This window comes from Legionella yabuuchiae (assembly GCF_900640115.1).
Classification (GTDB): domain Bacteria; phylum Pseudomonadota; class Gammaproteobacteria; order Legionellales; family Legionellaceae; genus Legionella_A; species Legionella_A yabuuchiae.
Genome location: NZ_CAAAIW010000008.1, coordinates 38,114 through 57,297, shown reverse-complemented (window position 1 = coordinate 57,297; position 19,184 = coordinate 38,114). Strand labels below are relative to the sequence as shown.

Genomic DNA, 19,184 nt, shown 5'->3' with positions numbered 1-19,184 from the left:
GTCGACCATGTGCTAGAATTAATCAATACAATGATTAAATTTAAATCATTGAACGATTAAGGAGTAGACAATGGCTCATATTTTACGATCAATATTACCTCAGCCACGACGACCGATTGTAAAAGTTTATCCTGATGTTGTTGTAAAGCAAGGCGTTGAAATGATGGTTCATGAAAACATTGGCGCTTTAGTGGTGGCCAATGAAGATGAATTTTATGGGGTTTTAAGCGAGCGTGATATTATACGCTCCGTAGTGTACAAGGATTTACCACCAGAAACGACCAAAATTTCCGATGTTATGTGTGCTGATGTTACCTTTCTAAACGTCACAGATACTATTGAAAATGCAATGGCAGCCATGACGTTAACCAAGCGTCGTCATATTCTGGTTGAGGAAGGTGAAGACATTATAGCCATCGTTTCTATTGGGGATATTTTGCTTAACGTTCTGGAAGACAGAGCCAAAACGATTGAGCATTTAAAAAATTATATTCATACTTATTAGGAACTATTGCATGGAGAGCATGATGATTTACACCCAAACACCTGATATGCCGGATGAAATACCGGAACCCCCTCCTATGGAATCCCCTCCTTTGCCAGATCCAGTTGAACCTCTGCCCCCGAATACTCCTGAACCTGAGCCAATCGATAAGCCAGAGCCAAGGCCCGTCAAGATTCCAGAAGATCCTTCCGTAGATTAAACTTTAGGAAATTTTTTAATTATAGGGTGGCGAAATGCCAATTCATGTGGCTTGAAAGCTGTTCGAGCATGATTTCCCCTCGTACACTATTGCCTTTGTTATTGACCCTCGGACTCAACACACAAATTCCTGCTTTGCCAGGAACTACGGCCACGGTGTAACCCGATACACCACTTTTGGCGGGCATCCCAGTTTGCACCATATGTCTTCCAGTTTCATCATACAGTCCGCAGGTAGCCATGATTGCTAACGTGATCTTGCAAGTTTCGGGGGACAGAATTTTCTTTCCAGTTTTAGGATCCTTACCCTGATTGGCTAGTATGGCGGGTAGATAAAGCATTTCTTCAAGGGTGGCTTCATAAGAACATAAAGAAAAATATAAATCCAAGGTTGCTTTGACGCGACTTCCTAGATTTCCTCGACTATTGAGCAGGTGAGCAAGGGCACGATTTCGGTCCCCGGTTCGTTTTTCAGAAGCAAACACCAAAGGGTTAATTCTTAAATGTCGGTTAAAAAGTTTCTCAGTCCAACCTTCAAGCCATGCAAATTGTTGTTCGCCTTCCCCAGGAATATGTGAGCACAAGCAAATAGCACCTGCATTTAGCATTGGATTTGACGGTTTAGGGCCAAATTGCTCAAGGCGAGTAATGGATGCAAAATCATCCCCAGAGGGTTCGACTTTAACCCATTCAAACACTTGCTCAGCGCCACAATCCTCGAGCAATCCAATTAGAGGGATAAGTTTTGCGGTACTTTGCAGCGTCACGGGCACGATCGGTGTATTGCTAAAATGCAGCGGTTCGCCACCAAGCGGGTACACGGCGATGGCTGTGGTGTCTTTATTCACGTTAGCAAGCTCAGGAATATAGTTGGCCACATCACCGTCTTGATTTATTTCCGCTAGTGCCACAATTTTTTTAAGCAATGTGAGTGTTAATTTTTTTGCCATAAAGATAAATTCTTAAAAAGATGCCATTATCTTTAATTTAGCATAGATGATCAAATCTTGAGGTGTGCACCTAGTAATTCTAAGCGTCTGCGCTCCTTTTATTGTTCTACCCATAAATTAACGTTCGCAAGGCTGCGCCAATATCATCGGCTTGCATTAATTGTTCGCCAACTAAAAACGTTGTAATCCCATGGGTCTGCAAATGAACGACGTCTTGATGGGAGCGAATCCCACTTTCGCTGATCAAAATCTTATCTTCGGGCACATAAGAGCGAAGTTGAATGCTTTGATTTAGATTGGTTTCAAAACTGTGTAAGCTACGATTATTAATCCCCATCAACGAAGTAGGTAGGTTCAAGGCGCGCTCTAGTTCTTCTCGGGTATGGCTTTCTACTAGCACCGAGAGGTTGAGCTCTTGAGCTAATTGGCAGTAGTCCATAAGCTGAAAGTCGTCTAAGAGGGCAACGATTAATAAAATACAATCAGCTCCTAAGATCAGGCTTTCATGAATCTGATAATCATCCACAATAAAATCTTTTCTTAGTATAGGTAAACTACTGTGGGATTTTGTCAGTTGAATATAATCTGGGTGTCCCTGAAAAAAATGAATATCGGTTAAAACAGATAAGCAGCTTGCGCCGTTTGCTTCGTAAGTCTTGGCAATCTCTGGGACATTAAATATTTCTCGTATAATGCCTTTGCTTGGAGAGGCTTTCTTGATCTCAGCAATAATCGCTGGATTTTTCTTTTGTAATGCGCGTGTAAAATCACGAGTCTCTTTGCGGTCTTGATTCATGAGATCTGAAAGCGGACATTTTTTTTGGGATAACAATACTTCTTGTTTCTTATGTTCGGCAATTTGGGCAAGAATACTAGTCATTCAGACTCCTTCGCGTGAGTTTTTTGAGTGCGTTAAAACATGCATTTGCCTTACCGCTGTCAATGGCGTGTTCGGCGAGTTCTATCCCTTCTTTAAGGTCTTTACACAAGCTGGCGCAGTAAAGGACTGCTGCAGAATTAAGGAGAATAATATCACGTGCAGGGCCTTTTTTACCGGAAAATACTTCTTCTGCGATTATGAGGCTTTCAGCAGGACTCTTAACAAGAATGGCATCGAGGTTAGAATAACTCATATGATATTGTTTAGGATCGATAGTCCACCCTTTAAACTCGCCATCTTGATATTCAATAACATCAGTAACGTCAACGATGCTGATTTCATCTAAGCCATCGCGAGAATGGATCACTAAGGAGTGGACACTACCTAGATTCGCGAGTACGGTTGCCACGGGTTTTAGCCAGGATGTTGCATAAACTCCTACAACCTGTTTTTTGACTTCAGCAGGATTTAATAAGGGACCTAGTAAATTAAATAACGTTCTAATCTTCAACGCTTGTCGTGCATCACGTGCGTGCTTTAGCGCTTGATGAAAACGAGGCCCAAATAGAAAGACGATTCCGCATTGGTTGAAGCATTGTATGATGGCTTCATCCGATAACTCGATAGCAAACCCGGCTTGGGTAAGAAGATCAGCACTTCCGCTTTGACTTGAGACGGAACGGTTTCCATGCTTGGCTACTTTAGCTCCTGCCGCACAGGCAACAAAACTGCTAATGGTGGAAATGTTAAACGTATTTCGTCCATCTCCACCCGTTCCAACAATATCAACTAAATCATTTCCTAAATTCAGAGTATGAGCAAACTCTTTCATCACTAGAGCGGCGGAGGTCAGCTCATCCACGGTTTCGCCCTTCATTCGCATTAAAGCCAGAAAAGCAGCCAGTTGAGGGTCGCTTAGTTCACCCCTCATGCATTGCTTAATTACATCTTGCATTTGCAGGCTATTTAAATCTTCCCCACTTATAATTTGTTCAAAAACTTGTTTGATGTTCATCATATAGAAATCGCTGTAGGAGTTGTAAGCCATGTTCAGTAAGAATGGCTTCGGGATGAAATTGTAGACCAAAGAGAGGATAATGACGATGAGAAATTGCCATAATTATCCCGTTAGCCCAGGCATCGATAGAAAAGCAATTCGGAAGGCTCTTTGTCTCAATGATTAAAGAATGATAGCGTGTTGCAAGAAAATTATTCGGCAAATCACGGAACAAGCCTCGTTTATGATGATGTATTTGCGATGTCTTTCCATGCAGTATTTCAGGCGCTTGAACAATGCGTGCTCCAAATGCGTGCCCTAAGCATTGATGGCCTAAGCAAATTCCTAGTATGGGAATTGTTTTGTAAAAATGATGAATCACTGCTAGTGAAATTCCAGCTTCAGAAGGAGAGTTGGGTCCTGGCGAAATGACAAGATAGTCTGGAGACAATTGGGCGATCCGCTCGAGTGTAATTTGATCATGCGGAAAAACAAGAACCTCTTGGTCTAGACATTGGAAGTACTGAACAAGGTTATAGGTGAACGAATCATAATTATCAATCAACAGCAACATGATAGACTCAACAAAGTGCTATAAAGAAAACTCCTCTCCCAAATACACCGCACGGACTTGCTGATTCGATAAAATGCTTTGTGGAGAACCTTCACACAGAATTCTTCCTTGAGAGACGATATAGGCACGCTCGCAAATATCTAATGTTTCTCGAACATTGTGATCGGTAATTAAAATACCAATATTTTTATCCCGTAAATGTTGAATGATTTTTTTAATATCCAACACTGAAATTGGATCAACGCCCGCAAAAGGCTCATCCAATAAGATAAAAGAAGGTTCGATGGCTAAAGCACGAGCAATTTCAACACGCCTTCGTTCACCACCGGATAAACTCATACCTAAATTATTTGCCAGATGATTAATGTGAAATTCCTGCATCAATTGTTGAAGCTTTTCTTTTCGTTGTTTATCGTTCAACTCTCGTCTGAGCTGTAAAATGGACATGATATTTTCTGATACAGTCAATTTGCGAAATATAGATGCCTCTTGGGGTAAATAACCAATACCTAATCGTGCACGTTGGTGCATAGCCGTTTCGGTAATGTCTTTTTCATCTAAAAAAATATGTCCTTCATCACAGCTTTGTAAACCCACTATCATATAGAAACAGGTTGTTTTTCCAGCGCCATTTGGTCCTAATAATCCCACGCATTCACCACGGGAAATAGTTACGCTCACCCCATTTACAACGGTTCTTTTCTTAAAGGACTTTTTTAAATTTTGGGCGACTAAGTTATTCATTGAGTTTTCTCAGGATAAATCGTAATGCTTGTTCGTTGATTGCCAGAACGTTGCGTGATTACATGTTGCTTTTCAATATTATATAGAATTTTAGGTGCCTGGAAGGTATTGTCGCCTTGCGATACTGTTGCCTTTCCTTCAAGTTCAATGATGTGTTTGTTCGGGTAGTAGTATATTTTATCGGCATATGCATGTAAAACAGGTTTATTCGCAGCAACATCGCACCAAAAGTGAGCTTGGGTATGCGCATCGCCTTTTGCAATTGCTTTAATTAATTTATTGTTGTCATCGCCTACGGTTATTGCAGAGGCCGCCCGTAAATGTGAGCTACCTTGATCAAGCTCCACATCTCCAGAATAGATTCCTTTGTGCTTGGCTTGATTGATATCTGCTTTGTTGGCTCTTAAATACAAAGGTTGTTTGCGATCTTCTGGTAAAGCAACGGCTAGAGAAGGGACTATTAGACCCAGTAAAAGCACCCCAATGGAACGTTGGAATTTACCCATGTTTTGGTTCATATTTACCCCTGGCGTTCCCTAACAATTTAACCCGTTTTTCTGCAAGATAAGCTTTCATGCCTTCGGATTGAACGATATTTCCAGGTTGCTCAAACGTCACGTGTTTTTTGGTGATGGCAATTTTTTTCTTGGGGAAATAGACAATCTCCTCCGTTTTAAGGGTGCTTTCGGGCGCTTTATCGCTTTGAGCTTGATGGAAAATAACATGTTTAGTTAAAGTAATTTTATCACCGCCATATAACGAGGTCGCCTCTAACGCTTTAATTTCCCATGGTTTTTGATTTTCCTGGGTTACGATAATGTAAGGGGTTTTTAACCAATGTTTATTATTTTTAGGGATGTGATGCATTAAAGGGGTTTTAAGAAAATTTATCAATTTTCCCTCTTCATTGTACTGGCTTAGCGTTAAGTTATGAACCATTGTGTCGATGGTGGAGGATAAGGTTTGTTCATCCAGTGTTTTGACCGGCCCAGAACTTGCAAAATACCAGCTGGAAAAAGCTAGGCCGATGAGGACGGCAAATAGCCAAACGGCCTGCTTTCCAGCATTCATGAGTTAAAGTATCCTTGCAGCGCTTCTTCGTGTTTATTTTGCGCGGTTAAAATAAAGTCGCACACCTCACGAACAGCTCCATGTCCACCGTTAGCTTGCGTATGCCAGGCTGCATATTCTTTAACTTGTCGAACAGCATTCGCAACAGCGACTCCAAATCCAACGTTTTGAATAATCGATAAATCAGGTAAATCATCGCCGATATAAGCACAGTCTTCATTTTTAAGGGATAATGTTTCTTTAAGTGCCTGAAATGATTTTTGTTTTTCAACTTGACCTTTAAAATAATGTTGGATCCCAAGTTGTTCCATGCGATGATCAATCACGGCATTGCGAGAGGTGGTTATGACCGCCACATGAATACCAGCAGCCATGAGCAGTTTCAAGCCCATTCCGTCTTGAACGTGAAAGGCTTTGAGTTCATTACCATGATTATCAATATATAGCCTCCCATCGGTTAGTACTCCGTCCACATCACAAATCAGACATTTTATATGTTTTGCTTTATTGATTAATTCGTTCATCTAATATACACCAGCGTTTAATAAATCATGTAAATGAATGACCCCATAGGGGCGATTGTCTTCAGTAACAATTACCAGAGACGTAATACTATATTTTTGCATGATGGCCAAGGCTTCGGCTGCTAAAAAATCGGGTTGAATCGTGCGACACGATCGAGTCATAACATCTGTGAGTCTTGTCGTATTGATATCCAACTGTTTGGTTAATGTTCTTCGAACATCACCATCGGTATAGACACCGCAAAGATAACCTTGTTCATCGGTAACACAAGTCATGCCAAGTTTTTTAGCAGTAACTTCGATTAATGCTTCAGCCACAGTGACTTGTTCGGATATTACAGGCAATTCATCTCCCTTATGGCTAATCTCATCGACACGTAGCAACAATCGTTTACCCAATGTTCCTGAGGGATGCGATAAGGCAAAATCTTCCGCGGTAAACCCTCGTGCCTGCAGCAGCGCGATGGCTAAGGCATCTCCCATAACTAACGATACCGTTGTGCTGGTTGTTGGTGCTAGTCCAAGAGGACACGCCTCTGATTTAATGGATAAATCGATAGAAACATTGGCTGCTTTGGCAAGAACTGAGTCTGGGTTTCCACTTAAAACAATCAATGGAACTTCAAGTCGTTTCAAAAGAGGAAGTAATAAAACAATTTCGGCGGTGTTGCCGGAGTTTGAAATAGCAATAACGACATCTTGGCGGGTAATCATGCCTAGATCGCCATGACTGGCTTCTCCAGGATGCATGAAGAAAGCGGGTGTTCCAGTGCTTGCTAAGGTGGCGGCAATTTTATTGCCGATATGGCCTGATTTCCCCATGCCGGTTACGACCACACGTCCTGTGCAAGAGAGCATAAGTTCACAAGCTCGTTCAAAATGTTCATCAATGCGCTGAGTTAATTCAAAAACCGCGCTCGCTTCGCTTTCTATAACCGCGAGTCCCAGTTTGCAAAAGTTCATAGGCTATTAAGTCCAATGTGGAAGAATTCCATTTTAACATATTAGAAGCCAGGAGTCAGGAGTCAGGAGCTAGTGGCGCTTTAATCTGGGATTTATATATTTTTAACTTATAAATCGTCCTTTCTCGCAAAAATTTTGGATAAGGGTATATAATATAATTCGCGCAGTCAGAATTTACAGTTTATACAAATCATTATTGGAATAATTCCATGGCGGATAACTTTGTTGAAATCAAAAGCTTATCGTTTTCTCGAAATAAGCGTGTCATTTTTAACGGCGTTGATATAGCAGTTCAACGTGGGAAAATCACAGCGATTATGGGACCAAGTGGAAGTGGGAAAACCACGTTGCTTCGTTTAATTGGAGGCTTACTATGTCCAAGCTCTGGCGAAATAATGGTTGATGGATGCAATATTCATCAATTGCCTAGAAAAAAGCTTTATTCAATTCGAAAAAAAATGGGCTTGCTGTTTCAAAGCAGCGCTTTATTTACCCATTTGTCTGTTTTTGATAACGTCGCGTTTCCTTTAAGAGAACATACCAATCTTAGCGAAGCGATGTTACGAGATATTGTGTTAATGAAACTTGAAGCAGTTGGGTTACGCGGAGCCGCTAATTTTATGCCCGATATGTTATCCGGAGGCATGGCTAGGCGAGTCGCATTAGCGAGAACCATTGTTCTTGATCCTGAGCTTATGATGTATGATGAGCCATTCACAGGCCAGGATCCAATTGCTATGGGAGTCCTGGTTCGATTAATTAAGCGCTTAAATCAATTGTTAAAAACGACCACGATCATTGTATCTCATGATGTGAATGAGACTTGTTCTATCGCGGATTATGTCTATTTGATCTCAGAAGGAAACCTCATCGGCCAGGGTTCACCCGCGGAATTACAAGCGTCTTCGGATCCACATGTTCATCAATTTATTCATGGACTAGCCGATGGAGTTGTTCCTTTTCACTACCCAGCACGTCCTTACACCGAGGAGCTACTTGATGCTTGATCTGATTGCGCGCTTTGGCCAGAGCAGTCTTACTACGCTCCAAATGGTAGGAAACTCTGGGGCATTTTTATTGCACGTTCTGTTTAGAAAGCCTGATATTGTGCGCCTTTGGCCTTCGTTGCGCACTCAATTATATTATGTTGGCGTTTTATCTTGTTTAATTATTGTTGTTTCCGCTTTATTTATTGGCGGTGTTGTCGGCCTGCAGGGATATAATACACTTGAAAAGTTTGGTGCAGGTAGCCAACTAGGGCAATTATTGGCATTAAGTATTGTGCGAGAACTTGGTCCAGTAATCGCTGCGTTATTATTTGCAGGACGAGCTGGATCGGCATTGACTGCTGAAATTGGATTAATGAAGGCTACTGAGCAAATTGATAGCATGGATATGATGGGAATAGATCCCCTAGGTCGTATTATTTACCCAAGATTTCTTGCAGGCCTAATCGCACTACCCGTTTTGACGTTAATTTTCTCAGCCGTAGCCGTGTATGGCGGTTATTTTATTGGCGTCGATTGGTTAGGAGTAGACTCAGGAAGCTTCTGGTCCAACATGCAATCGGCTGTGAATTTTCATTTGGATGTCTTAAGTGGCATAATTAAAAGCATTGTGTTTGCATTTTTGGTGATATGGATATCGGTATTCCAAGGGTTTGCATGTATCCCAACGGCAGAGGGAATCAGTCAGGCGACAACAAGGACTGTGGTTTATTCATCACTGGCGGTATTGGGGTTTGATTTTTTACTGACAGCGATGATGATTGGAGGCTGGTAAAATGAATAAACAGCGATTTATTGATATCTCTGTAGGTCTATTTATGTTATTGGGATTGTTCGCATTATTAATTATGGTGTTGCGAGTGAGTGGTATGTCTGATTTTAAGTCCTCTAATGTTTATGAAGTTACAGCCGATTTCAATGATATTGGCGGTCTTAAGGTTAGAGCGCCAGTGACGGTTGCGGGTGTGAAAATAGGAGAAGTGACTAAAATCGAATTACAGCCAGAACAGTTGAATGCAAAAGTGACGATGGCTTTACGACGTGATAAACAAATACCCTACGATGATACCTCCGCTCGTATTTTAACCGAAGGATTGCTAGGGTCAAATTACATCAGCATCGTTCCTGGCTTTGAGGATGAAGAAGATAATACGCATCCTTATCTGCGCGAAGGCGATGTCATTGCTAGAACTCAGCAGGCGATCATACTAGAAAACTTAATTGGGCAATTATTGTTTAATATTAAAAAATAACTCTAGTGAGCGTAATCCTTGAAATGGATTTCAGAACGACAGATTGAAAAGGGGGAAGTATGAAAATAATTAAAATGGTATTGGTCTTTCTGGCTTTGGCCACAAGCCAAGTTGGGTTTGCAGCAGGATCCCCAATTCCCATGTTGGAAAGCGCTGCAACAAAAATCACCAACACATTAAAAGAGAACCGTGCGAGTCTTAAAAACGATCATCAAGCGATTCATAACGCGGTTAAACGGTATTTATTGCCCATTGTTGATGTAAAGGGCATGTCGCGTTCTGTTTTGGGCCGCCAAGCGTGGAATCGTGCGTCTAACACTGAAAAGCAACAATTTATCCAGGAATTTACTCAACTGGTTATTCGAACATATGCAACACCGCTCTCAGAATATTCAGATGAAACAGTTAAGTTTCTACCAATGCGCGATCCACTCAATGGCCGTTTCGTTCGGGTAAACAGCATCATCGTGCGCAGTAATGGCCCGAATATTCCTTTAAGCTATAGTCTCGTGTCAAAAAATGGACAGTGGAAGATTTATGATTTAAGTGTTGAGGGTGTAAGTCTTCTACAAAGTTTCCGTTCACAGTTCGGCCAGGTGCTGCAAAATTCAAACATGGCTGAATTAATTGCGCAAATGAAGAAAACTAAGGCGAGCTAATCATGGTGGAAACCTTGTGTTTAGAGGGGGAACTGACGTTTAATACCGTTCAGACGAATCTGAAGCGTTTATCTGACCTTCTCGTAAATCAGGCAGTAAATAGGTTGAAATTAGATTTAACGCACATAAAAAAATGTGACAGTGCTGGTTTAGCGTTACTGGTTGAAGCCAAACGATTGTCAAAAAAACATAAAAAACAAGTAGAAATATTAGGGGCCTCACAGGCAATATACGCCTTGGCTGAATTTTGTGGTGTAGAAGTGGTTTTAAATGATAACTAATGAACAAATTGAACAGTATCTTAGTTCAAATGATAAGGTGGACTTTGTAACCGTTGAAGGGGATGGGTATCACTATAAATTAACCGTTGTTTCAGATGCATTTGTTGGAAAATCAAAGGTTGCAAGACAGCAGTGGGTGTATGCTTTATTGAAGGATTATATAACAAGCGGAAGTCTACATGCCCTAAGCATGACGACCTGGACGAAGGATGAATGGGAGAAACAACATGGATAAGTTGATCATCAATGGGGGTCATCCATTAAATGGTGACGTCATTATTTCTGGAGCAAAAAATGCTGCCTTGCCTATTATGGCAGGAACCATTCTCGCGAATGATAATGTAACTATCTCCAATGTTCCGCATTTGAAAGATGTGACGACCATGATGGAACTTCTTGGACAATTAGGTGCGCAATTAACAATTGATGAAAAGATGAACGTCCAAGTTGATGCTAGCCACATCAATGAACTGGTGGCGCCCTATGAGTTGGTTAAAACCATGCGCGCATCAATTCTTGTTCTTGGGCCATTGTTAGCACGCTTCGGTAAAGCGGATGTCTCTTTGCCAGGAGGATGTGCAATCGGAACACGACCAGTAGATTTACATCTCAAAGCGCTTAAAAGTATGGGTGCTGATATATCTGTTAAAAACGGATTCATTAAAGCACGATGCAAACACGGGCGATTGCAAGGTAAGGTCTTAGTGTTTGATACGGTGACTGTGGGTGGAACTGAAAACCTGATGATGGCGGCAACGCTCGCTGAAGGTAAAACCATTATTAAAAACGCTGCACGTGAGCCAGAAGTGGTTGATTTGGCTAATTTCCTAATGCTTATGGGTGCTAAGATCTCTGGTGCAGGTACTTCAACGATAGAAATTGAAGGAGTAGAGGCATTAGGGGGGGGGAGTTATTCGGTTATGCCAGACCGCATTGAGGCAGGAACGTACCTTGCTGCTGGCGCAGTCACTCGAGGTAAAGTTACGGTCCGCAAGGTAAAACCAGATAATTTATTATCCATGCTTTGTAAATTTGAAGAAGCTGGCGCTGCAATCAGCTTAGGTGAAGATTGGGTGCAATTGGACATGCATGGACTTCGGCCACAACCAGTCAATATTGCTACAGCGCCATATCCAGGCTTCCCTACAGATATGCAAGCCCAGTTTATGGTTTTGGATGCCGTTGCTGATGGTTCTTCTACCATTCTTGAAACGATCTTTGAAAACCGCTTTATGCATGTTCAGGAATTACAACGTATGGGCGCACAAATTCGCTTACATGGAAACACAGCGATGATTAGTGGCGTTGAGCATTTAACCGGAGCACCTGTAATGGCAACGGATTTAAGAGCTTCAGCAAGCTTGATTCTGGCGGGATTGGTTGCTGAAGGTGAAACTCGGGTAGAACGTATTTATCACGTAGACCGTGGATATGAGCGTATTGAAGAAAAACTGTCGATGCTTGGCGCGGATATTAAACGGTGTTCTTCCAGTGATTAAACGTTCGGAGCTCGCGCAATATCTTGATGAGTTTTTATCCTGTACAACCTTCCAGGATTATGCTCCGAATGGCTTGCAAGTCGAAGGAAAAGATACGATACGCAAAATTTGTACTGCGGTGACGGCCTCCGAAGAAGCCATAGAGGAGGCCATTTCGAAAAACGCCGATGCGCTTTTAGTTCACCATGGTTATTTTTGGCGTGGAGAAGACCCTACCATTAAGGGTATAAAAAAAAAGCGACTTGCTTTACTTTTATCATCTGATTTAAATCTTTTTGCTTACCATCTACCTTTAGATTGCCATGCAAAACTAGGCAACAATGCTTGTTTGGCTGAATGTTTAGAGGTGACTTCCGTACAAAGCCACACAATTAATAAAACCCCAGATATTTTGTGGTCTGGTACGCTTAAAGAACCCTTATCTTTATATCAGTTATCGCAGTTTATTACTCATAAACTGAATCGCACTCCCTTAACGATTGAAGCATCAGATCAATCCATTAGACAGATTGCCTGGTGTTCAGGGGCTGCCCAGGATTATATTGATGAGGCTGCAGCGTTAGGAGTTGACGCTTACTTGAGTGGTGAGGTTTCTGAACGCACTTACTATCTGGCTAAGGAATTAGGAGTTCATTATTTGGCTTGCGGCCATCATGCCAGCGAACGTTTTGGCATAAAGGCTTTAGGCAAGCATCTAAGTCAGAAATTTGAATTGAGCCATGAATTTATAGATAGTAAGAATCCTGTGTAATCAACTTCAAAGCTAAATATCGATTTTGTTCACTGCCCCTAGTCTATTCTACAGATGAGCTTATTGGGCGGACTGATAGTCTGAAGTTGAACTCTCTGATACGGTTGTTTTTCGGGGAAACAGATCATCAAAGTCAGTGCGCTTATCCGCAAGGGCTTGCCGTTTTTTATCTAAACCGGCAATTTTATAAATAATTGTCGGCAAAACCAGACCTAACACGCCAATTGTAAAAGCAACCTTGTAGGATGGATCTTTATCCAACGCAAGAAATACCAAGCAAATCATCATTAAGGCTATGGCTAAAATGCCAGTATAAGGCGACCAAGGGGTTTTGTAATGCAGATCATTGGCGCTATATCCCGCTCCAATTAGACGTCTTCGGAAATTAATTTGAGCCCAGCATAAGGAAATCCAAGCCACGGCGCCTGTAAAGCCAGAGACCAGTAATAAGGCGATGTAGAGCATAGACTGGCCAAAGAAATATCCCGCTAACAGCAACAACCATATTGCAGCCAGGGTTACAATTCCGGCATTTTGGGGAACTGCGTTTCGATTCAGTTTTGCCAGTTTTCTAGGAGCCATTCCACTTTGAGCAAGGGCGTGCATGGATCGTACAATGCCATATACTCCTGAATTTGAACAGGATAAGGCAGCCGTCATAGTGACAAAACTTGTGGCAGCACCAGCCCATTTAAGACCATAGAAATTAAGAGCCTCAGCAAATACAGAATTGGCTAAGCTGGCTTTTTGCCAAGGAAAGATTAAAACTAAACAAAACACAGGAATAATGTAGATAAAGATGATACGAAACGTTACATTGCGAATAGCGCTTGGAATCATACGCCCTGGATCAATAGATTCGCCTGCAGCAAGCCCGATAATTTCTGAACCTTGATAATTCACCAGCAGGAGGACCATGGCGGTTAAAAATGCCATTGGACCATTTGGAAAAAGCCCACCTTGGTCAAATATATATTTCCCCCACAGAATGTTATGAGGTTTTGGTCCGTGGATTACCCCCAAAAAAATAAACACAGATAAGGCGACAAACCCAAATAACGCTAAAATCTTGATGATCGCAAGCCAAAATTCAATTTCACCAAATGTTCCGACCTTAGCAAAATTAATATAGGTAATTAACAAGCCAAACCCAACAGCCCAAACATATCCATTAATTCCAGTAAAATGCTCCATAATGATTCCGCCGGCTACGCACTCGGCCGGAATATAAGCAACCCAACTGAGCCAGTAAGACCATCCTACGCCGCAGGCAAGTGCCGGGGAAATAAAATCAGCAGTGTAATGAATGAAAGAACCTGAAATTGGAATAGCAACAGCCAACTCTCCCATGCATAACATGGTAAGGTAAATGATTAAGCCACCAAGAATATACGCTAGAAAAACGGCAGGACCCACTTGATGAACCATTGCACCGGTTCCGAGGAAATACCCTGAGCCAATAATGCCACCTAAAGCAATAAGTTGGACATGTCGGGTTTTTAACGCTCGACGGAAGTCGCCATCGTTGACTGGCAATGCGTTAATTGGTTTTTTCTTTGCCACTGACCCCTCAGAAAAGGTTAATAATATGGTGCGCGAATTGTATGATAATTTTATTATTTGTCTATCTATTTTTGCATTAATTTTGCAAAAAATGAACTAATAAATTTCCCAAGTTAATGAATTTATTTTTGTCAGGATTTCGCTTCAACTAAGGTTATGCTAGATTTTGTAGTTCTTAACTAAGCAACGTCTATAGCCGAGATACTTCAAAATACGATATTTTAGGCGATATTATTTTTTTGTCCAAACGCTAGGAAAAGTCAAGTGATAGTCGGCTCTATCGTGAACTTTTATCAAGGTTTGGGCGGAAAAAGCATCCGCATAAAAGTCGCATTTTGAAGTATCTTGGGTATAGACATAGGCATTCATTACCATGAAAGAACGACATCAACTTAAAGTATTACTCCTTCAAATTCGCGAAGATGAAGAAACCATGCTAGAAGAGTTTTACGAATTTGTACAATTTAGCGAGTTACATGAAGAACAATTTACAAAATTGAATACGTTTAAAATGGTTCATTTCCCCCCTTCAATTATTGATGATTATGATGTGCTGTTCGTTGGGGGCTCAAGTGATGCTAGCGTCCTAAATGTTGAAGATTTTCTTTTTGTTCCTCATTGCAAGCAACTGATTCGTTATTGTTTCGATAAAAACATTCCAGTGCTAGCTTCATATTTTGGTTTTCAAATTGCTATGGAAGAGCTGGGCGGAAAAGTTATTTTGGATAAAGAAAATATGGAAATGGGTGTATACTCGATACAGTTGTACCCGGATGCAAAAGATGATCCTCTTCTTTATGATTATCCAGAGCACTTCTGGGCTGTTTCAGGTCATAAAGAGCGGGCTAGTAGTATCCCTTCGAGTTGCATTCATTTGGCTTCTAGTGAGCAATGTCCTTACCACATTGTTAAGTTTATCGACAAGCCAATATACTGTTTTCAATTTCACCCTGAAGTAGATAAAAAGGATTTGATTACTCGCATTACGCGATATCAAATGCGGTATTTAGAGGGGAATGAATCGCTTCAACAAATCATTGACACCGCAATACACAACACCCCTTATTCCAATAAGCTTGTGAAGGATTTTATAGACAGAGTTGTTATGCCGCACTACAACGACTAACAATCTTTAAAGACAAATAAAAGGATTTGGCGGAGAGAGAGGGATTCGAACCCTCGATACGTTTCCGTATACACACTTTCCAGGCGTGCGCCTTCGACCGCTCGGCCACCTCTCCGAAGCCGCAAGAATATACTTAATAACTCAAAAAATCAATCACAGCAACTATTTAATCTCTGTACGCTCTGTACGGTACAGAGCTTTTTAATAAGCCTTTTTAAACTATCGCATTTTGAAAGATCTCGGGTATAGATTATAATTTATTTATATCGCTTTAGAGAAATGAGTTATGAATCGAATTATTGCTTGTTTAGGGTTCTTAGGCTTATCAGCCCCTGTTTGGGCCTTTCCTTGCTTTATTACCTTAGCAAAGGATAGTTGCTGGGAGGACTATAATGTAACTGTAACCGTGCAAAGTGTGATGAATGACAGTAAAGCGTTAGCGACTATTGTTGTGCCGGAAGGAAGCACTTGGGGAAGACAGCAGTTTGAATGTCAACTTAAAGAAGAATTAGGATTTGTAGCGGAATTTAATCCCGTATTTTGGGAAGGGGATAGCGGAAAAAAATATCAAGGCGCTCATTTCTGGTTTTTGCCGGAACAGCATACAGGAGATGAAACGGCTTGGAATATAAACTTATGTTTTCCAAAGGATTTTTCCGAAGTGCCCATGCCACCGCAAGCTGGTTCAAAATGTACCTGCGACTTTTCTAAAATACCACCCGTTCCACCGCAATGATGAGCTAGGGTAAGTCGTTCTAAAAATAAGTCATTCTTGGAGTATTGTAATTGACCACATTAAGAAAAATGATCGGCCAAATGCTTATCATGGGATTTAACGGATATGATGTTGATGAGTCAAGTCCCGTTGCCCAATGGATACGACGGGATGAGATTGGGGGCGTGTTGTTGTTTGATTATGATCTTCCTAACAAGAAATTTGGAAAAAATTTAAAAAATAAATCCCAGATTAAGTCTCTTAATAAAAAATTATTCCATTTCTCCATAGGTTCAAACGATAATCAAGAACGTTTACCCTTATTTATCGCATTAGATTACGAGGGAGGCGACATTGATCGTTTGAAACATATTGACGATTGTGCAAGAACTATTCCGCCAGTGATGCAAGCGAAACTTTCCGATGATGCTTTATTCCAAGAAGCAGGAATTATGGCACATACCTTAAAATCGCTTGGCTTTAATCTTAATTTTGCTCCAGTTGTTGATTTGGATTTAAACAATCAGGTTGGAATTATTGGCAAACGAGGAAGAAGTTTTTCTAACGATCCTGCCGCAGTTATTCGTGCTGCCAGTCAATTTGTTAAGGCCTTTAAGCAACAAGGAATGGTCTGCTGCTATAAACATTTCCCAGGCCATGGCAGTGCACTAGGGGACACGCATGAAGGCTTTGTGAATGTAACAGAAACATTCCAGCCAGAGGAATTGATTCCTTATGAAGTTTTATTACAAGACCATGAGGCTCCAGTGATGGTGATGACCGCGCATGTGGTGAATCAACAGTTAGATCAGTCGGGGTCACCAGCGACCTTATCTTATCCCATATTAACTAACTTATTACGGCATCAATTGCAGTTTAAAGGCATTATTGTCAGTGATGACTTACAAATGAAAGCGATTAGTCATCATTATCAACTTTCAGAAGCGCTGTCACACACAATTAACGCTGGAGCAGATATGCTGATTTTTGGAAATCAACTGGGTGAGATTAGCGCACCAGAAGTGATTGATTACATTGAAACTTTAGTACAGTCTGGTGACATCTCCCCCATAAGAATCGAAGAATCTTATCAAAGAATCAAACAATTTAAGCAGAAATACATCCCAATTGAGCAATCATCCGAACTATACCCGTAATCTTTCAAAATGCGTGTTTTTAGGCGCCTTTATTTTTTGTCCTGCCGCATTTTAAAAAGCGAGTAATGGCTCATTCCCTTGCGAGTTTTTTAAAATGCGGCAGGGCGAAAAAGAAAAAGCATAAATCACGCATTTTGAAAGATTACGGGTATATACCTGTGATCGTTCAAAATCTAGCGCCTCAGTGTGCTATAAAAATAAATTCCCACCGCGCGGGAGTGGCAAAAATGAACAATTACTTACCCTATTCATGACACTTAATGGTATGATCTTGCCCTGATCATATAACATTTCCTCTTTTACTCATTAAGATTATGTGTTAAAATATTCTCTTTATGTACAAAAACAAGTCAAAAGAGGCGCAGATGACCATTTTGATCCCTTTAAATTCGCATTCATTTTCTGCTATTCCCGTCGCTTTTTGTTGTTGTTGTCGCTAATTCTCTTTTTTTCAATAGATTTATTCTTATAAGGGCATTTAAATGTGCGCACAACATTCAGTTAAAAAAACTTCTTTTTGGTTTAGTACGCCGGTTCTTTATACGGTTATGATTTTTCTTGGAATTTTAAGCGGCGTGTCGGATATCCCGCTTCTTAAAGCCCTTGGATTATTTATTGCAGATGTATTTATTAAAATATTTAAATGCATCAGTTTACCGATTATTTCACTTTCAATTATTGTTACCCTTGCGAGCTATCGATCGGATGGGATGATGAAAAATATTTGGCGAAGAACGATGCGCTATACGTTAGGAACTACGTTCATCGCTGCGGCAATTAGCGCATTAATTTATATTGTTATTCACCCAAGTATGGTTCATGTGGCTAAGCAAACACACGCGGTTACCACAGAGAAATTTAGCTACTTGGAACACGTATCCAACCTGATTCCAACCAATTTATTTTCTCCTTTTCTGGAACAACAAGTGTTAAGTGTGTTGTTTCTAGGAATCATAATAGGAGTGGCCATTCGTTTTATACCCGATGAAGAACCAAGACAAACCATCACTCAATTTTTCAAGGGCGCTCACGGGTTGTTCATGGTAATCACAAAATGGGTTATTACGATTATCCCTATAGGATTATTTGGCTTTATTACCTCCTCGGTTGTGCAAATTCGTGCGGGAACCGTTTTAAGAGGGATAGGGGAATATTTACTTGTTATTATTTTAGCGAATCTAGTGCAAGGTCTTGTAATTTTACCGTTATGGTTAAAGTCACATGGTATAAAACCTTATGCTGCTTTAAAAGGCATGTTGCCGGCTTTATCGCTTGCGTTTTTTTCAAAATCTTCCGTTGGAACCTTGCCCGTTACAATGGACACGGCTGAAAAAGCCTTAAAAGTTAAGCCTGAAGTAGGGCGTTTTGTTTTGCCATTATGCACAAGCATTAATATGAATGGGTGTGCTGCTTTTATTTTTGTAACGGTCATATATCTCATGCAAAATCACGGCATCCATGTGACCTATGCATCCATGGCTTTATGGGTTGTCGTTGCTACCGTCTCTGCTATTGGCAATGCCGGTGTTCCCATGGGATGTTTTTTTCTAAGCGCGAGTTTGCTCGCGAGCATGAATGTCCCGATCACATTAATGGGGATAATTTTGCCTTTTTATAGCTTAATCGATATGTTAGAAACCTCGTTGAATGTCTGGTCAGATGCCTGTGTGACGAAGGTGGTTGATGAGAAAAATCAGCAAGCATTTTCGTACGAATATCCTGCCTCGGAAGTAGGTCCAGAATCAATTGAAGCCGGAGCAGCGTAGG

The 19,184-nt window shown here is 41.0% G+C and carries 24 protein-coding genes and 1 tRNA gene; 14 read left to right on the top strand and 11 right to left on the bottom strand.

The genetic code is table 11. The annotated features are described in order from the left end of the window. Positions 1-70: 70 nt before the first annotated feature. Positions 71-505, top strand: a complete 435-nt coding sequence (locus tag E1O47_RS04570; RefSeq protein ID WP_133130088.1) for a CBS domain-containing protein — start codon at positions 71-73, stop codon at positions 503-505. A 19-nt stretch (positions 506-524) separates the two neighbouring features. Then, positions 525-704, top strand: coding sequence for a hypothetical protein (locus E1O47_RS04565; protein WP_133130087.1), 180 nt, complete (start codon positions 525-527; stop codon positions 702-704). 19 nt (positions 705-723) lie between these two features. Here E1O47_RS04565 and glsA read toward each other — a convergent pair whose 3' ends face one another. The 9 genes from glsA to E1O47_RS04520 form a co-directional block, all read right to left on the bottom strand. Then, positions 724-1,653, bottom strand: coding sequence for a glutaminase A (gene glsA, locus E1O47_RS04560; protein WP_133130086.1), 930 nt, complete (start codon positions 1,651-1,653; stop codon positions 724-726). Positions 1,654-1,759: 106 nt separating this feature from the next. After that, a complete protein-coding gene (gene trpC / locus E1O47_RS04555; protein ID WP_133130085.1) occupies positions 1,760-2,533 on the bottom strand; it encodes an indole-3-glycerol phosphate synthase TrpC in 774 nt (257 codons plus the stop codon). Continuing rightward, a complete protein-coding gene (trpD, locus tag E1O47_RS04550; RefSeq protein ID WP_133130128.1) occupies positions 2,526-3,548 on the bottom strand; it encodes an anthranilate phosphoribosyltransferase in 1,023 nt (340 codons plus the stop codon). Before trpD ends, trpC begins: the two co-directional genes overlap by 8 nt. Beyond that, a complete protein-coding gene (locus E1O47_RS04545; RefSeq protein WP_133130084.1) occupies positions 3,526-4,104 on the bottom strand; it encodes an anthranilate synthase component II in 579 nt (192 codons plus the stop codon). The genes trpD and E1O47_RS04545 overlap by 23 nt, the downstream gene beginning before the upstream one ends. Positions 4,105-4,122: 18 nt before the next feature. After that, positions 4,123-4,848 carry an LPS export ABC transporter ATP-binding protein gene (gene lptB / locus E1O47_RS04540; RefSeq protein WP_133130083.1) on the bottom strand — a complete coding sequence of 242 codons (726 nt, stop codon included), beginning with the start codon at positions 4,846-4,848 and terminating at the stop codon, positions 4,123-4,125. Beyond that, a complete protein-coding gene (gene lptA, locus E1O47_RS04535) occupies positions 4,845-5,366 on the bottom strand; it encodes a lipopolysaccharide transport periplasmic protein LptA (protein WP_242602004.1) in 522 nt (173 codons plus the stop codon). Before lptA ends, lptB begins: the two co-directional genes overlap by 4 nt. Further along, positions 5,347-5,919 carry an LPS export ABC transporter periplasmic protein LptC gene (lptC, locus tag E1O47_RS04530; protein ID WP_133130082.1) on the bottom strand — a complete coding sequence of 191 codons (573 nt, stop codon included), beginning with the start codon at positions 5,917-5,919 and terminating at the stop codon, positions 5,347-5,349. Before lptC ends, lptA begins: the two co-directional genes overlap by 20 nt. Continuing rightward, positions 5,916-6,443: a KdsC family phosphatase gene (locus tag E1O47_RS04525; RefSeq protein WP_133130081.1), complete on the bottom strand. Its 528-nt coding sequence runs from the start codon at positions 6,441-6,443 to the stop codon at positions 5,916-5,918. The genes lptC and E1O47_RS04525 overlap by 4 nt, the downstream gene beginning before the upstream one ends. Next, positions 6,444-7,406: a KpsF/GutQ family sugar-phosphate isomerase gene (locus E1O47_RS04520; RefSeq protein WP_133130080.1), complete on the bottom strand. Its 963-nt coding sequence runs from the start codon at positions 7,404-7,406 to the stop codon at positions 6,444-6,446. Between the two features lie 209 nt (positions 7,407-7,615). On the opposite strand from E1O47_RS04520, the gene E1O47_RS04515 reads away from it, so the two are divergent. Genes E1O47_RS04515 through E1O47_RS04480 form a run of 8 tightly spaced genes read left to right on the top strand, consistent with a single transcriptional unit; the run spans position 7,616 to position 12,856 of the window. Then, positions 7,616-8,413 (top strand): ABC transporter ATP-binding protein, encoded by a 798-nt coding sequence (locus E1O47_RS04515; protein WP_133130079.1) that lies wholly within the window; start codon positions 7,616-7,618, stop codon positions 8,411-8,413. Further along, positions 8,406-9,188 carry a lipid asymmetry maintenance ABC transporter permease subunit MlaE gene (gene mlaE, locus E1O47_RS04510; RefSeq protein WP_133130078.1) on the top strand — a complete coding sequence of 261 codons (783 nt, stop codon included), beginning with the start codon at positions 8,406-8,408 and terminating at the stop codon, positions 9,186-9,188. The genes E1O47_RS04515 and mlaE overlap by 8 nt, the downstream gene beginning before the upstream one ends. Before the next feature lies 1 nt (position 9,189). After that, entirely contained in the window at positions 9,190-9,666 is a 477-nt protein-coding gene (mlaD, locus tag E1O47_RS04505; protein WP_133130077.1) for an outer membrane lipid asymmetry maintenance protein MlaD, read from the top strand. Positions 9,667-9,725: 59 nt separating this feature from the next. Beyond that, on the top strand, positions 9,726-10,325 hold the full coding sequence (locus E1O47_RS04500) for an MlaC/ttg2D family ABC transporter substrate-binding protein (protein ID WP_133130076.1): 600 nt from the start codon (positions 9,726-9,728) through the stop codon (positions 10,323-10,325). 2 nt (positions 10,326-10,327) lie between these two features. After that, positions 10,328-10,606: an STAS domain-containing protein gene (locus E1O47_RS04495; protein ID WP_133130075.1), complete on the top strand. Its 279-nt coding sequence runs from the start codon at positions 10,328-10,330 to the stop codon at positions 10,604-10,606. Beyond that, on the top strand, positions 10,596-10,841 hold the full coding sequence (locus E1O47_RS04490) for a BolA family protein (protein ID WP_133130074.1): 246 nt from the start codon (positions 10,596-10,598) through the stop codon (positions 10,839-10,841). Before E1O47_RS04495 ends, E1O47_RS04490 begins: the two co-directional genes overlap by 11 nt. Next, positions 10,834-12,105: a UDP-N-acetylglucosamine 1-carboxyvinyltransferase gene (murA, locus tag E1O47_RS04485; protein WP_133130073.1), complete on the top strand. Its 1,272-nt coding sequence runs from the start codon at positions 10,834-10,836 to the stop codon at positions 12,103-12,105. Before E1O47_RS04490 ends, murA begins: the two co-directional genes overlap by 8 nt. Next, positions 12,098-12,856: a Nif3-like dinuclear metal center hexameric protein gene (locus E1O47_RS04480; RefSeq protein WP_133130072.1), complete on the top strand. Its 759-nt coding sequence runs from the start codon at positions 12,098-12,100 to the stop codon at positions 12,854-12,856. The genes murA and E1O47_RS04480 overlap by 8 nt, the downstream gene beginning before the upstream one ends. Before the next feature lie 60 nt (positions 12,857-12,916). Here the strand turns inward: E1O47_RS04480 and E1O47_RS04475 are convergent, their stop codons facing one another. After that, positions 12,917-14,419 carry an amino acid permease gene (locus tag E1O47_RS04475; RefSeq protein ID WP_133130071.1) on the bottom strand — a complete coding sequence of 501 codons (1,503 nt, stop codon included), beginning with the start codon at positions 14,417-14,419 and terminating at the stop codon, positions 12,917-12,919. A 373-nt stretch (positions 14,420-14,792) separates the two neighbouring features. On the opposite strand from E1O47_RS04475, the gene E1O47_RS04470 reads away from it, so the two are divergent. Beyond that, complete coding sequence (locus E1O47_RS04470; protein ID WP_133130070.1) at positions 14,793-15,545, top strand: type 1 glutamine amidotransferase; 753 nt, start codon at positions 14,793-14,795, stop codon at positions 15,543-15,545. Positions 15,546-15,572: 27 nt separating this feature from the next. Here E1O47_RS04470 and E1O47_RS04465 read toward each other — a convergent pair. Further along, positions 15,573-15,660, bottom strand: a tRNA-Ser gene (locus E1O47_RS04465). Between the two features lie 171 nt (positions 15,661-15,831). Here E1O47_RS04465 and E1O47_RS04460 point away from each other — a divergent pair. The 3 genes from E1O47_RS04460 to E1O47_RS04450 all read left to right on the top strand — a co-directional run bounded on the left by E1O47_RS04460 (position 15,832) and on the right by E1O47_RS04450 (position 19,183). Further along, positions 15,832-16,281 (top strand): hypothetical protein, encoded by a 450-nt coding sequence (locus tag E1O47_RS04460; RefSeq protein ID WP_133130069.1) that lies wholly within the window; start codon positions 15,832-15,834, stop codon positions 16,279-16,281. Between the two features lie 50 nt (positions 16,282-16,331). Further along, complete coding sequence (locus E1O47_RS04455) at positions 16,332-17,417, top strand: glycoside hydrolase family 3 N-terminal domain-containing protein (RefSeq protein ID WP_133130068.1); 1,086 nt, start codon at positions 16,332-16,334, stop codon at positions 17,415-17,417. A gap of 482 nt (positions 17,418-17,899) precedes the next feature. Next, complete coding sequence (locus tag E1O47_RS04450) at positions 17,900-19,183, top strand: dicarboxylate/amino acid:cation symporter (protein WP_133130067.1); 1,284 nt, start codon at positions 17,900-17,902, stop codon at positions 19,181-19,183. Position 19,184: the final 1 nt, after the last annotated feature.

Bases quoted from the DNA above. Each gene is read 5' to 3' on its own strand.
- E1O47_RS04570 (WP_133130088.1), top strand. From the start codon at position 71: ATGGCTCATATTTTACGATCAATATTACCTCAGCCACGACGACCGATT.
- E1O47_RS04565 (WP_133130087.1), top strand. From the start codon at position 525: ATGATGATTTACACCCAAACACCTGATATGCCGGATGAAATACCGGAA.
- glsA (WP_133130086.1), bottom strand. From the start codon at position 1,653: ATGGCAAAAAAATTAACACTCACATTGCTTAAAAAAATTGTGGCACTA.
- trpC (WP_133130085.1), bottom strand. From the start codon at position 2,533: ATGACTAGTATTCTTGCCCAAATTGCCGAACATAAGAAACAAGAAGTA.
- trpD (WP_133130128.1), bottom strand. From the start codon at position 3,548: ATGAACATCAAACAAGTTTTTGAACAAATTATAAGTGGGGAAGATTTA.
- E1O47_RS04545 (WP_133130084.1), bottom strand. From the start codon at position 4,104: ATGTTGCTGTTGATTGATAATTATGATTCGTTCACCTATAACCTTGTT.
- lptB (WP_133130083.1), bottom strand. From the start codon at position 4,848: ATGAATAACTTAGTCGCCCAAAATTTAAAAAAGTCCTTTAAGAAAAGA.
- lptA (WP_242602004.1), bottom strand. From the start codon at position 5,366: ATGAACCAAAACATGGGTAAATTCCAACGTTCCATTGGGGTGCTTTTA.
- lptC (WP_133130082.1), bottom strand. From the start codon at position 5,919: ATGAATGCTGGAAAGCAGGCCGTTTGGCTATTTGCCGTCCTCATCGGC.
- E1O47_RS04525 (WP_133130081.1), bottom strand. From the start codon at position 6,443: ATGAACGAATTAATCAATAAAGCAAAACATATAAAATGTCTGATTTGT.
- E1O47_RS04520 (WP_133130080.1), bottom strand. From the start codon at position 7,406: ATGAACTTTTGCAAACTGGGACTCGCGGTTATAGAAAGCGAAGCGAGC.
- E1O47_RS04515 (WP_133130079.1), top strand. From the start codon at position 7,616: ATGGCGGATAACTTTGTTGAAATCAAAAGCTTATCGTTTTCTCGAAAT.
- mlaE (WP_133130078.1), top strand. From the start codon at position 8,406: ATGCTTGATCTGATTGCGCGCTTTGGCCAGAGCAGTCTTACTACGCTC.
- mlaD (WP_133130077.1), top strand. From the start codon at position 9,190: ATGAATAAACAGCGATTTATTGATATCTCTGTAGGTCTATTTATGTTA.
- E1O47_RS04500 (WP_133130076.1), top strand. From the start codon at position 9,726: ATGAAAATAATTAAAATGGTATTGGTCTTTCTGGCTTTGGCCACAAGC.
- E1O47_RS04495 (WP_133130075.1), top strand. From the start codon at position 10,328: ATGGTGGAAACCTTGTGTTTAGAGGGGGAACTGACGTTTAATACCGTT.
- E1O47_RS04490 (WP_133130074.1), top strand. From the start codon at position 10,596: ATGATAACTAATGAACAAATTGAACAGTATCTTAGTTCAAATGATAAG.
- murA (WP_133130073.1), top strand. From the start codon at position 10,834: ATGGATAAGTTGATCATCAATGGGGGTCATCCATTAAATGGTGACGTC.
- E1O47_RS04470 (WP_133130070.1), top strand. From the start codon at position 14,793: ATGAAAGAACGACATCAACTTAAAGTATTACTCCTTCAAATTCGCGAA.
- E1O47_RS04460 (WP_133130069.1), top strand. From the start codon at position 15,832: ATGAATCGAATTATTGCTTGTTTAGGGTTCTTAGGCTTATCAGCCCCT.
- E1O47_RS04450 (WP_133130067.1), top strand. From the start codon at position 17,900: ATGTGCGCACAACATTCAGTTAAAAAAACTTCTTTTTGGTTTAGTACG.